The sequence below is a fragment of the Bacillus sp. BB51/4 genome (genome assembly GCF_008368845.1).
GTDB classification, from domain to species: domain Bacteria; phylum Bacillota; class Bacilli; order Bacillales; family Bacillaceae_G; genus Bacillus_A; species Bacillus_A wiedmannii.
Genome location: NZ_QOSC01000009.1, coordinates 352,677 through 365,584 on the forward strand (window position 1 = coordinate 352,677; position 12,908 = coordinate 365,584).

A 12,908-nucleotide genomic window follows, 5' to 3' on the forward strand; every position below is an offset into this window, starting at 1 on the left:
TGTCAATTACATGTTACATATTTTAAAACAACAATATAATCTTATTAGTTCTACAAGAGAAACTCTATTTACATTTTTGGGAGAAATCCCACTAGAAAAATTACATAGCACTGTTCCAAATTTCGGAAGCGGTAGCATTATAAAGACGCATATTCATGTAGCCGATTGCTACCGATACTGGCTTGGATCATTCGCATTCAAGCAAAAACGGGCAGATTTTTCATTTGCTAGTGATTATGAAATTGAGCATGCAGATATCGAGAAAGTCCGTGATAGATTTAAGTTAGTAGATGAGGTTGTAATACGTTTTTTAGATGAATACAATGACCGATGGCTCGAAAATATAGCAAATGAAGTGAAATGGCAAAAAGAGCCTTGGAGCACAACTCCGCTATGGCTTTTAACTCATACAGAGACTCATGAGTTTCACCATAAAGGACAAATTGTATCAATGACTCGTCACCTTGGATATACTCCTCCTGATACAGATCTTAGTTAATTCGACTATTAAAAAACTTGTTGATGCATTTTGTTATGTATAAAACTTTTATTATTTGTTTTAGGTATACCATATCATTATAAAATTCATGTAACATCAAAGTAAGACACATACTTTTCAAACAATACACAAAATAAAACTCTTCTTCCATGTAGAGCAAAAATATTTATATACTCTATCACCAAACTTAAGGAGAAATTTATAATGAGATTAGAGAGTGAAAGAATTTATTTAAGACCTCTTTGCGAACTAGATGCCCCAATTCTATTAGAAAGTACGATGGATACAGAGATACGTTATATGACTGGAACCAAACCTACTTTTTCATTGGAACAAATAAAGACACATATAGCTCATATAAATAATGATTCGAGTCGCTACGATTTCGCTATTTGTTTACAAAGCAATGACGAAATGATTGGAGAGTTGTCGATTTTAGATATCGATGAGGGTAACAAAAGAGCAGGCTTCCGAATATCGATGCTTTCTATGTCATTAACAGGAAAAGGCTATGGAACTGAAGCTATTAAATTAGAGCTTATGAAAAAGTTGGGTTTGTAAAAGAAGGAACCTTACGTCAATCTTTATTTTATAACGATACATACTCGGATGAAATTATTATGGCAATACTTAAAAGTGATTATAAAGATATATCATTGTAAATAACTGTTCTTAAACTATCAACAACTTGAAAGAACCTTACCACAATAAAATGCAGTAAGGCTCTTTCATTTTTATATCCAATAACAACTCTTAACTCATGTATTATATTAATACCAAATTGTCTCCGCATAATTATATGCATCACTATTCGGAATAGCATGTTTCCCTTGCGCTTGTGCCTTTCTTGGATCTAAATCATATACCATTGGCGTATAGCATGATGTTTGCCCTTTATTCACAACACCATTTCCTCCAGCACTCCCGCAAGTATATGCCTTTCCATCTGTTTTTCTTACGATTCTTGCATCAGCTTCGTTATTATATACTGCTGCACGAGTTACTGTAACTTTCGCCCATGCTGTCTTACACGTCGTGCTAAACTTTAATTCTACATAAGAATTGGAATCAATCCATTTCTTTTCTTTCGTTACAGCGGATTGATCACAGCTATTATAGTAAGGACTTTTCCCATCATACGAATGATCTTCTGCATATGCTTTATCGCTATTCGTCGTACTAAACACACTAGTTAAAACGAGCAATGATAGACAAAAACATGCGCTTAGCTTTTTTAAAAGTTTCAAAGTATTCCACTCCTTTTTAATAGCGTCCTGTTTTTCCATAACCGTTATTAAACGTAACCGCTTCAGCATCTGCTGTGTATCCGAAATCAGCAGTTAAATCAAATACCATTCCTGTATAAGTGCTCGTTTGACCTGTTTTTATTGTGCCGTTTCCCTGATTAGAAGTGACTGATTTTTGGAATACACCATTTTTGTATTTATTCACAACAGCGTACGCATACACTCCTCCAGAAACAGCTGGTGCTGGTTGATCTAAAACAAGCTTAGACCATGCTGCATGACATTTATTACTGTAACGTAAATACACTGTTCCTACTTTTTTACTACCTTCGTACACGGCTGTAGACTTTGCATTAAATCCATCAGCATCACACGTTGTACTTCCCCCGTATACCTTTGTTGTTGCTGGATTTTTTCCGTCATAATAACTACTTAAATCAGTAGCTGCAAATGTACTTTCTTGAAAACTAAATAATACCCCGACACTCACTACACTTAACGCACATACTTTCATTAGCTTTTTAAACATTTTAAATCTCCCCCTCAAAATAAGTACGTATAATAAAGACAATCTATCCCCTATGTACGCCCCTCCTTTCATACTTCCTAGAGGCATCTTACAGAAACCAATAAACGTTGTAAATTTCCTTATGATTATTGGAATATACGAAGAAATTTACGTATCCATCTAAGAAAAAAAGTTGAGAAATACACATTTTATAGCATCCTTTATTTAAAACATAAAAGAACCGATACTCGTTTCATGCAAGCATCGGTTCTTTATACAAAATTGCCATTTTTACTACTATATAAAATAAATATTTCTCCACTTAATCCGTTGTAAGAAACTCCCTCGTTACATCAATAAATTGCTGCAGTGGCACTGTCATCCATTTATCTTTATGCCAAGCAATTTGTGTATAAATCGGTGAAATTGCATTTTCTACATGTAACTCTTTTATCGTTCCCTCTCGTATATCTTTTTCTACTACTATCGCGGGTAAAACGGCTATACCTAAATCTGCAATAACACATTGTTTAATTGCCTCTACACTAACGAACTCAATTTTATTTGCTGGATACACATCTTCTGTACGAAGTAGCTCTTCAAATAAAGTCCGGTACGAGCACCCTAGCTCTGTTAGCAACAGCGTCTCACTTTCTAAATCTTTTGTAGAAATGGAAGCTTTCTCGAGTAAATGATGCCCTGAAGCAGCTACTATTTTTAATTCTTCTTTCATAAGCGGCTCCACATGTAAAGCATCTTCTGTTTTACATTCGTCCAAAATAAAGGCAAGATCGACTTTTCCCTCCATCAATTGTTCCTTCGCATCTTTATTGGAATGCGCTGGTTTAAATATAAGTTTTATTTGAGGAAATTGTGCTTTAAACCTCTTTAATATAGAAGGAAGTCTATATGTACATTGACTTTCCTGCGCACCGATTATTAATGTCCCTGCTATTCCCTCATCATCTTTCACAGCCATTTTTGCTTCGTTACTGAGTGCAATCATCTTGTCGGCATATAGTTGAAACTTCCTACCTGCTTCAGTTAAGAAAAGGCGTTTTCCTAATCTTTCAAATAACGGCGTACCTAGCTCAGCTTCTAACGTTTTAATTTGCGCTGTTACGCTCGATTGAGCAAAGTTTAATTTCTTCGCAGTTTGTGTAAAATTCAAAGTGTCCGCGGCTATTTTAAATGTAACTAATTGTTTTATCTCCATTTCTCATCCCTCTTTTCAATCGTAATTTTCGATTGATTTCATCGAAATAATCCTCTTTGTCTATCGATATTTGTATTGTATGATAAAGAGCATCGACAAACAATATAAATGGAGGTATTCCATATGAAAGCACTTTGTTTCGAACAGTTCGGAAATCCGGATGTACTACAATATAAAGAACTAAATGATCCAATCATAAATCCAAATGAAGTTCTTGTCCGTACGAAAGCAATCGGTTTAAATTTCGCCGACATTTATAGACGCCGCGGTGATTATCATCTCGCTGGCAACCCGCCGTATATATTAGGTTATGAAGGGGCTGGCATTGTTGAAAAAGTAGGAGCTGACGTTACGAATATTAATCCTGGAGATCGTATTGCATTTGCTGACGTTCCATTCTCAAATGCAGAATTAGTTGCCGTTCCATCTGAAAAAGCAATTACACTTCCAAATTCTATTTCTTTTGAAACAGCCGCTTCTGTCTTATTACAAGGATTAACAGCACATTATTTAACGAAAGATAGCTATGAAATAAAACAAGGTGATATAGCTTTAGTACATGCCGCAGCTGGTGGTGTTGGGCAACTTCTTATCCAAATAATTAAACTACTAGGCGGAACAGTAATCGGCCTCACGTCATCAAAAGAAAAAGCACAAATAGCTACATTAGCTGGTGCTGACCACATATTTTTATATACGGAAGCATGGCCGGCGAAAGTACTTGAAATAACAAACAGTAATGGAGTAAATGTTGTATATGAATCAGTAGGTTCTACATTAGAGGAAAGTTTTAGCGCTACTAAAACTGGTGGCACTATCGTATTTTACGGAATGGCCGGCGGTAACCCTGCGCCCGTTGATCCGCGTATGCTGATGGATACTTCAAAAACTTTAACTGGCGGAGACCTTTGGAATGTGCTTACTACTTTTGAAGAACGTAAGCAGCGCTCTACTCAATTATTTGATTGGATCACTACTGGAAAATTAAACATTGCGAATCCTACTACATTCGCCTTACAAGATGGTGCTCTTGCACATAATTTATTAGAGAGCAGAAAAAGTACAGGGAAGATTTTATTAATCCCGTAATTCACAAAATGAAAAGGAAGCTAGATTTCTCTATCTTCCTTTTCTTATTTTTATATTTCCACACTTTCTTTCCCTTTTGCAACGTAACTCATATCCCCAACAGACTCGACTGTATATGTTCCATCTTGATATACAATCTTTGTCACACTTGCATTTTCCACTCCAAGTTTTGTTTTACTACTGTCTAGCATTTCAATTAATGCAGTAATCAAAAGCCCATGAACGACAACTAAAACGTTGCCACCTCCATTTGCAGCAGCTTCTTCACTAACTTTATCAATCTCTGCTTTTATACGAGTAGAAAATAATTCCCAATCTTCCGCCTGTTTCGTAGGGTCTGCTGCTCTAATCAGATTAATCACTTCTTGAATAGAAAACTTCATAAGTTCTTCTGGTGATGCAACGCCTGCAGCTTTTCCAACCACATCCCACATATTTTCAAGTTTTTCACCTTCAAAAATACCAAAATTTAATTCTCGTAATTTTTTTCTTTTCTCAAGTTTTAACTTTGATTGCTCACTATATTTTAATACTAAATTAGCAGTTTCAATCGCTCGGCCGCTATCACTACTATACGCATTCGTAAAATGAACATCTTTTAATCCTGTTCCTAAATTAGAGGCAACTTCAACACCTTTTTCTACTAACGGGGAGTCTGCCCAGCCTTGCGCGCGATGATTCGTATTTAATATTGTTTTTCCGTGTCTTGTAACATATAACGTAACTACATTCTCATTGCTATCTGTTTCTCTATTCTTCATCCTTTTCTCTCCTTTTACATTTCTATATCAATTTTACCATCTTAATTATTCATTGAGCAAAATATACGTAAGTGAATTTGCTTAATAAAAAAAGCTATCTTTCTGTATATCTCTACAAAAAGATAGCATCTTTTATGATTACATTTCTTAACTGATATTCCTACTCAGCAAATGCACTCGAATACTGAACAACTCCTTCTACACCTTCAAGAGCATTCTCCCTTAATTCCATCACCATAAACACCTCTTCAGGCACTTCAAATGGTGCTTTTATATTCCACTTACTTGCTTTCTTAAAGCCAAATTTCGGATAGTACTCTGGATGTCCTAATACTACAACTGACCCGTATCCAAGTTCTTTCGCTTTTTCTAACGCAGCTCCAATAAGTTTTCCACCAATTCCTTTTTTCTGATGGCCCCTAGCAACTGAAACTGGTGCAAGTGCTAATGATTCTTCAGAAATCCCATCCTGTTCTATCGTAATTTCCGATAACATAATGTGACCAACGATTTCCTCATCTACTGCAACGATTGATAATTCAGGAATAAATGCGTCACATTCTCTAATACGTTTTACAAGTTCATGTTCCTTTTTATCACTAAATTCTTCATTTAAAAATGCTTGTTGTACAACTTCTTCTGTTTTTCTGTAATCATTTTTTTGTTCTTGTCTAATCGTTACCATTCTATATTATCCTCTATTCTTCCTTATTTCTTTTTGGATTTTACGAAGCGCTTTTTTCGATCCGCGCTCAATATCATGTTGCATTTTTCTTTCTTTATAATCGACAAATAGTGTATTTAAATCATATCCCTCTGGGTATAATTCCTTCGCCGCTACCTCTAAAGTAATACGTTTTACATTCACTTCAACAAATTCACCGTTATAATATACAACGACGTTATAGAAATTATCTATTTCCTTATAGATAATACCAAAATCATCATAATCTAATACATTTACACGATCGCCGATTTTGTACTCGTAATGATTTTCTCTTTTTCCTTGCACAAATTTCGGTTTTCTAATTTTGCTTTCATTCACTTTTTCTAGAGCGTACTCTTTATTTCCCATATACTCTTTCGCTCTTTGCAGTACACGCTCTCTTACGTTCATTTTATTCGCAATCCAAAGCGCATTACTTTCACCTGATTTACCGATTACTAATTTATAAAGTGGTTCTAGCGTCTCACTATTAAATTGCATCGCCGCATTCATAAAATCATCATGCATTTCTGAGAATCGTTTAATTTCACCATAATGCGTACTCGCAACTGTAATACATCCCGCAAGATAAAACTCCTCTAAAATAGAAATTGCAAGTGCTGCCCCTTCATTCGGTTCAGTCCCGCTTCCTATTTCATCAAATAATAGTAGCGTATTATTATTTGACATCCTCATAATTTCAGATAGATTTTTCATATGAGATGAAAATGTACTGAGTGCATTTTCGATACTTTGATTATCACCAATATCTACAAATACATTTTCGAAAATAGCAATTTCTGTTTCTTTATCTCCAGCGATATGCAATCCTGACATTGTCGCTAAAGTTAACAATCCGATTGTTTTTAATACAATTGTTTTCCCGCCTGCATTTGGTCCTGTAATAATTAAACTACGATAGTTTTGACCGATTTCAAAGTGTAACGGTACTACTTTTCCGCTTAAAAGCGGATGCTTACAATTTACTAAATGAATGTAGCCATGATCATTTAACTTTGGCTCTATTCCATCGATCGATTTACTAAACTTCGCTTTTGCAAATACCATATCATACTGACTAATTAATTCCATATTAATTTTTATATGATAAATATTTTCTACTACCATTCCTGATAAAGTCGCTAAAATTTGATACTCTTCCATCGCTTCTTCTGCTTTCAAACTAGCGAGTTCCGCATTTAACTTTGTAACAGTGTGTGGTTCTATAAATACAGTAGAGCCTTTAGCGGACGCTTCAACTATACTTCCCGCAACTTGATTTTTATAAGAAGATTTAATTGGAATTGTATACCTATCATCCTTCTTACTAATAAAGAACTCTTGAATATACTTCTTATTTGCACTACTATTTAAAAACTTCGTTAAGCGCTCTTTTATTTTTCCGTCTACAGAATCAATGTTATTTCGAATTCGTTTTAACTCTTTACTCGCAGCTGCATCAATACTATTACCTTTAATGGAAAAGTTGATTTCCTCTTCAATACTTTTATATTCAGTCATTGAATTCGCATAAGAAGCTAATACTGGCGCAAAAAATTCTTTATCTAACATAAAATTTTTAATCTTTCTACAGCCACGTAAAAAGTCTGAAACACTTACTAATTCTTCTGGATCTAAAATCATCCCTTTTTCTAATTTTTGAATTGTACTAGCAATATTTGAAATGCCGAAGAAAGGAACATGCCCTTCTGCATCTACTATAGCTCGTGCTTCTGTCGTTTCATTCAAGCGATTCCTCACTACTTTTATACTCGTACTCGGCTCTAATTTATTTAATAATTCTTTACCTAATCCACTTACACAATAAGATTTCACTATATCCTTTAATTCGTTATATTGTAACTTTTCAAAAGTCATCGTATTCATTTTGTTTCTCCTCACTTTGATTGATTTCTATCATAAATGAAGATACCTACTCATTAGATTCCAATGAGCCCTACATTATTCAATTACCATTTTTATACATTTAAAATATATACAAAAAAGCTGCGGGGATACCGCAGCTTTTACATTTACAAGGCATGAGTAATAACATATGAGGAAATAAGCCATAAAAACGGATGGCAATCCCCTTATTACACGCTTTATAAAGTATTGTAGGTATCTTCATAGGTATCGAAATAAATCCATGACAAAATTAGGGGTATGATATACATAAAAATCCCCTGGTCTTATCCGATTTATTTCATTAAATTTTTCCTATTTAGTACCTACCGCACTCACAAAAAGCACCTCTCATTAATTTATATTATAGTCATTGAAATCTAATTTACTGAAATCATCATACTATATGTTTTGTGAGAAGTAAAGGTGTCATACTTTTATAACTATACAGAATATAAAAAGAAGAGGAAACTTATATTTCAGTCTACCTCTTCTTTTTCAACACCAATTTACTGCTGAACATATATAGAAACTGAGCCTCCACTTACATGGAATTGCCCCCATCCATCCTTATTAATTGTTACAGTATTTGTTTGATTACCCGTAATATCGTACCATACTTCCCCTGCGTTATTCTCTCCAACTTCCATCCACTTTGCCCCTCCTGGTCCATCAGAGATTAATGTTGCTAAACCAGAATTAGCATGTACACTATCACCTTCTCTTGTCCAGCCAATCACATCTGGATGATCCAAATAATCACGCTGCGTACCATATGCAAAGTTTTTTCGTGCCGTTAAAATCGGATCAATTTTGTCCTTTAACGCTGGAATTTCATAGTTACTATTTCCTTTTGTACCATAGTAATCACCATAGAAAACAGAAGGATATCCCTCTGCACGCGTTAAAATAAATGCATATGCCAACGGTTTGAACCAAGGGCTCACTACAGATTCCAATGACTGACCAGGCTGTGAATCATGATTTTCAACTAGCGTAACTGCAAGTGTAGGATGATTCGCAACTACTGTTCCTTTTAAAATATTTCTCATATCATAATTCCCATTTCCTTTTGAAGCATAATGAAAATTATAATGAAGCGGTGCATCGAACACAGATTGATTATAATTGACCTTCGCTAAATAATTATTTAAAGTCTGGATATCATTTTGCCAATATTCAGCTACTGCAAACATTTCTTTCCCCGTTTGCTGTCTAACCTGATTTACCCAATCGCGTAAATATTCATGATCAATATGTTTAACAGCATCTAAACGAAATCCATCTAAATTTAATTCATTCGCATACCACGTTCCCCATTTTTTCATTTCATTCGCAACATCTGGATGATCAAAATCAAGATCCGCATACATCAAATAATCATAATTTCCATTCTCGCTAGACACTTCCCAGTCCCACGCTTTACCTATGCCCCTAAATTTATAAATTCGGTTTAATTCCCTTCCTTCATCCCAATCCGTTCCGTCAAAATGATACCATTTCCATTTGAAATTAGAATAAGAATCTCCGCGCCCCGGAAAGTTAAATCCCGTCCACGCACTAATTTCATAATCACCTGATACTTCAACATTTCGATTGCTCGGATCTACCTCAACTGCTGTGACAGTTTCCGTATAATCAGCCCCACCTTTATGATTCATAACTACATCACCGTATACATCGATGTTTTTCTTATGTAAAGCGTCAATTGCAGATTTCAATTGTTCTTTCGTCCCATATTTCGTCCGCACTGTTCCCTTTTGATTGAATTCACCTAAATCATATAAATCATATGCTCCATATCCTACGTCATTTTGCGTAGTTCCTTTATATGCAGGTGGTATCCAAACAGATGTAATTCCTTTTTGCGCTAAATTTTCAGCATCTGAATGCAAGCGATTCCAATGATTCCCATCATTCGGAGCATACCACTCAAAATACTGCATTAACGTTCCATTGTTAACCGTATCTGCATACACTTTACTTCCCCCATGTATACTAGGTAAAAACAAAACAACCGACAAGCCGACTACTGTTATTTTTTTTAACATATTTACAACATCCCCTTCTAAGAAAACGTTTGCATAGTTTATCGGAATTATTATAATATTCGTTCTAGAATTAGTAAAGTAGCAATCTCTCACTCTCCCACATTATTTTTTAATCTAACATCAAATATTCACCAAATACTGCACCGTAGTTTTTATTTCACATATTATTCAAGATTGTTTACAATTTATCTATAAACGCATAACGGAGGGATTTCTATGACGGACTTTCAAAAACAATTTTTTTCAAGATTACATATAGAAGAAAAACACAAAGTTTCATTTGAAGATTTACCTAACATTATGTGCGCAATGGCACAAACTGTCCCTTTTGAAAACTTAAATATTCTCGAAAACAGCTTTACACAAATATCAAAAGAAAATCTAAAAGAAAAAATTTTAGTAAACAACCGTGGCGGTCTTTGTTATGAACTCAATCCTACTATGTATTACTTCCTTAAAGACGCTGGATTTGATGTTCATCTCGTTTCAGGAACAGTGTACAATGCTGCAAATTCTATATGGGCTGTGGATTCTGGCCATATCGCAACTGTTTTAACACATCATAATGAACTTTATTTAATTGAAGTAGGATTCGGATCATACTTACCTCTTGCACCTGTCCCTTTCTCAAGTGAAGTCATTCACTCCGTTACAGGAGATTATCGTATTCGTAAAGAAATGACTGAAAAGGGAAACTACATGTTAGAGATGCGTAAAAATAATGAGTTTTTGGATCAATCTTCTGCTGATGATTGGACGTTAGGCTATGCATTTTATATAGAAGAAGTAGATGAAGAAAAAGCAAATGCAGCACAAAAAATTATCGTTGAACATGAGGGCTCACCATTCAACAAAGTACCTCTTATTGTAAAATTAACTGAAGATGGGCATGCATCTTTAACAAAGGATAGTCTGACAATAACGAAAAACGGTAAAAAAACGAAAGAAAACGTTACAGATGTGCAATATAAAAAGCTTTTACATTCAAAATTCGGCATTACATTATAATTTTTTAAGCCTTGCTATTTTTAGCAAGGCTTTTCAATTTTCAGCAGGGATTTTTTGCAATTTGTTGTATTTCATAGTTATATAGGAATATAACTACATATTTAGAAAGGAAATGATTATGACAGAACTTAAAGATCGACTACAAGTAGCTGATAAGGAGAAATGGGATTTAACGGATATATACCATAGCATTGAAGATTGGGAAAGCGATTTTCATAAAATTGAAGTATTAACGAAAGACTTACATGAGTTTAATGGCACTATTCACGACGGCAATAGCTTATTAGCTTATTTAACAAAGAGTGAAGAAATTTCTAGCATAATATCTTTAATGTTCGCTTATGCGCGATTACAATCTGACCTTGATACGCGCGATACTGACGCCCAATCTCTTGTCGATAAAGTATCACAATTACACGTGAAAGTAAGTGCGGCTAAATCTTTCTTTTCCCCATTCTTACTTAGCGTAGATGAAAACACATTACATTCTTACATAGAAGAAGCAGAAGGCTTACAATATTATAAAGAAGATTTATTTGAATTATACCGTTATAAAAAACACGTATTGAATAAAGACCAAGAAGAGATTTTATCACAAATGGGTGAAGCACTTTCCTCTCCGCAGCATACATATGGCATGTTAAATAATGCGGATATACTATTTGGTGAAGTGACTACTGATGATGGAGAAAAAGTTACTTTAACGCGCGGAATGTATGCAAAGTTAATAGAAGATGAGAATCGCGAGAAACGTAAAGAAGCCTATAAAGCTTATTACAAGCCATACGTTCAATTAAAGAATTCTATCGCTTCTACTTTATCTGCTGCTATTAAAAATAATGTTACTGTTTCAAAGCTAAGAAAATATCCATCAGCTTTAGAAAAGTCATTATTTGGCGACATGGTTCCGAAAGAAGTATATGAAAATTTAATTGAGACGACGAAAAAAAATATTCAATCACTACATACCTATAATGAACTTCGAAAAGAAAAATTAAATGTAGATGAACTACGTCAATACGACTTGGGCGTTGATTTAGTAGCGGGTGTAAAACAAGACATTCCATATGACAAAGCATTTGACATGATGATCGAATCACTAGCTCCATTAGGTGAAGAATATATTGAAACATTAAAAAGCTTTAAAGATAAACGCTATATCGACGTAAGAGAAACACCTGGAAAACGTTCCGGCGCTTATAACTTTGGTGTATACGGTGTTCATCCTTTCATTCTTTTAAATCATCACGATGATTTAAATAGCCTTTTCACTCTTACTCATGAATGTGGACACGGCATGCATACACATTACTCACACGGATACCAACCAAGAATTTCTGCACACTATACTATTTTTGTCGCAGAAGTTGCTTCTACAGTAAATGAAGTGCTATTAATTCATCATTTATTAAAAGAAGCCAAAGATGCTAATGTACGTAACCATTTAGTAAACCATTTCATCGAGAAATTTAAAGGCACTTTCTTTACACAAATCATGTTCGCTGAGTTTGAAAAAATCACACATGAAATGGTGCAGCAAGGTAAACCATTAAATGCCCAAGTCTTTAGCGAAGTTTATGAAAACTTGTTTAGAGAGTATAATGGCGACTCTCTCGTATTTGACGAAGAAGTAAAATACGGCTGGGCTAGAATACCGCATTTCTATCGTCCATTTTACGTGTACAAATATGCAACTGGATTCGCTTCTGCAATCCAAATTGCTGATAAGTTATTGAGCGGCGACCCAAATGCTCAAAAACATTATATTGAATTCCTTAAAGGCGGAAGTTCTGACTATCCATTAAACTTACTGAAAAAAGCTGGTGTTGATTTAACTACGCCAGAACCGATTGAAAGTGCATTAAACCGTTTTAGCTCACTTGTTGAAGAATTTTCAGCATTATAAAAAAGCATGCAG

At 34.7% G+C, this 12,908-nt stretch carries 11 protein-coding genes and 1 pseudogene; 5 read left to right on the forward strand and 7 right to left on the reverse strand.

What is annotated here, in order from left to right; genetic code table 11:
* Positions 1-10: 10 nt before the first annotated feature.
* Together DN392_RS13095 and DN392_RS13100 are read left to right on the forward strand one after the other, a co-directional pair.
* Positions 11-499 (forward strand): DinB family protein, encoded by a 489-nt coding sequence (locus DN392_RS13095; protein WP_000902419.1) that lies wholly within the window; start codon positions 11-13, stop codon positions 497-499.
* Positions 500-703: 204 nt separating this feature from the next.
* A pseudogene (locus DN392_RS13100) lies at positions 704-1,161 on the forward strand (GNAT family N-acetyltransferase).
* A 108-nt stretch (positions 1,162-1,269) separates the two neighbouring features.
* On the opposite strand, the gene DN392_RS13105 reads toward DN392_RS13100, so the two are convergent.
* From DN392_RS13105 to DN392_RS13115, 3 genes are all read right to left on the reverse strand, one after another.
* Positions 1,270-1,746, reverse strand: a complete 477-nt coding sequence (locus DN392_RS13105) for a DUF2690 domain-containing protein (RefSeq protein ID WP_000771045.1) — start codon at positions 1,744-1,746, stop codon at positions 1,270-1,272.
* A 16-nt stretch (positions 1,747-1,762) separates the two neighbouring features.
* Positions 1,763-2,275, reverse strand: a complete 513-nt coding sequence (locus DN392_RS13110) for a DUF2690 domain-containing protein (protein ID WP_000473729.1) — start codon at positions 2,273-2,275, stop codon at positions 1,763-1,765.
* A gap of 301 nt (positions 2,276-2,576) precedes the next feature.
* Positions 2,577-3,470 (reverse strand): LysR family transcriptional regulator, encoded by an 894-nt coding sequence (locus DN392_RS13115; protein ID WP_000403925.1) that lies wholly within the window; start codon positions 3,468-3,470, stop codon positions 2,577-2,579.
* Between the two features lie 123 nt (positions 3,471-3,593).
* Between DN392_RS13115 and DN392_RS13120 the strand changes: the two genes are divergently transcribed.
* Positions 3,594-4,559 (forward strand): quinone oxidoreductase family protein, encoded by a 966-nt coding sequence (locus tag DN392_RS13120; RefSeq protein ID WP_149238059.1) that lies wholly within the window; start codon positions 3,594-3,596, stop codon positions 4,557-4,559.
* Between the two features lie 50 nt (positions 4,560-4,609).
* Here the strand turns inward: DN392_RS13120 and DN392_RS13125 are convergent, their stop codons facing one another.
* From DN392_RS13125 to amyS, 4 genes are all read right to left on the reverse strand, one after another.
* Positions 4,610-5,320 (reverse strand): histidine phosphatase family protein, encoded by a 711-nt coding sequence (locus DN392_RS13125; RefSeq protein ID WP_000797119.1) that lies wholly within the window; start codon positions 5,318-5,320, stop codon positions 4,610-4,612.
* Between the two features lie 160 nt (positions 5,321-5,480).
* Positions 5,481-6,005: a GNAT family N-acetyltransferase gene (locus tag DN392_RS13130; protein WP_000256484.1), complete on the reverse strand. Its 525-nt coding sequence runs from the start codon at positions 6,003-6,005 to the stop codon at positions 5,481-5,483.
* 6 nt (positions 6,006-6,011) lie between these two features.
* Positions 6,012-7,913: an endonuclease MutS2 gene (locus tag DN392_RS13135; RefSeq protein ID WP_001095198.1), complete on the reverse strand. Its 1,902-nt coding sequence runs from the start codon at positions 7,911-7,913 to the stop codon at positions 6,012-6,014.
* A 527-nt stretch (positions 7,914-8,440) separates the two neighbouring features.
* On the reverse strand, positions 8,441-9,982 hold the full coding sequence (amyS, locus tag DN392_RS13140) for an alpha-amylase (protein WP_064449751.1): 1,542 nt from the start codon (positions 9,980-9,982) through the stop codon (positions 8,441-8,443).
* 216 nt (positions 9,983-10,198) lie between these two features.
* On the opposite strand from amyS, the gene DN392_RS13145 reads away from it, so the two are divergent.
* Positions 10,199-10,990 (forward strand): arylamine N-acetyltransferase family protein, encoded by a 792-nt coding sequence (locus tag DN392_RS13145; protein ID WP_000129223.1) that lies wholly within the window; start codon positions 10,199-10,201, stop codon positions 10,988-10,990.
* A gap of 118 nt (positions 10,991-11,108) precedes the next feature.
* Positions 11,109-12,896, forward strand: coding sequence for an oligoendopeptidase F (pepF, locus tag DN392_RS13150; RefSeq protein ID WP_000137561.1), 1,788 nt, complete (start codon positions 11,109-11,111; stop codon positions 12,894-12,896).
* Positions 12,897-12,908: the final 12 nt, after the last annotated feature.

Coding starts and splice junctions, on each gene's coding strand:
- DN392_RS13095 (WP_000902419.1), top strand. CDS start 11: ATGTTACATATTTTAAAACAACAATATAATCTTATTAGTTCTACAAGA.
- DN392_RS13110 (WP_000473729.1), bottom strand. CDS start 2,275: ATGTTTAAAAAGCTAATGAAAGTATGTGCGTTAAGTGTAGTGAGTGTC.
- DN392_RS13115 (WP_000403925.1), bottom strand. CDS start 3,470: ATGGAGATAAAACAATTAGTTACATTTAAAATAGCCGCGGACACTTTG.
- DN392_RS13120 (WP_149238059.1), top strand. CDS start 3,594: ATGAAAGCACTTTGTTTCGAACAGTTCGGAAATCCGGATGTACTACAA.
- DN392_RS13125 (WP_000797119.1), bottom strand. CDS start 5,320: ATGAAGAATAGAGAAACAGATAGCAATGAGAATGTAGTTACGTTATAT.
- DN392_RS13130 (WP_000256484.1), bottom strand. CDS start 6,005: ATGGTAACGATTAGACAAGAACAAAAAAATGATTACAGAAAAACAGAA.
- DN392_RS13135 (WP_001095198.1), bottom strand. CDS start 7,913: ATGAATACGATGACTTTTGAAAAGTTACAATATAACGAATTAAAGGAT.
- amyS (WP_064449751.1), bottom strand. CDS start 9,982: ATGTTAAAAAAAATAACAGTAGTCGGCTTGTCGGTTGTTTTGTTTTTA.
- DN392_RS13145 (WP_000129223.1), top strand. CDS start 10,199: ATGACGGACTTTCAAAAACAATTTTTTTCAAGATTACATATAGAAGAA.
- pepF (WP_000137561.1), top strand. CDS start 11,109: ATGACAGAACTTAAAGATCGACTACAAGTAGCTGATAAGGAGAAATGG.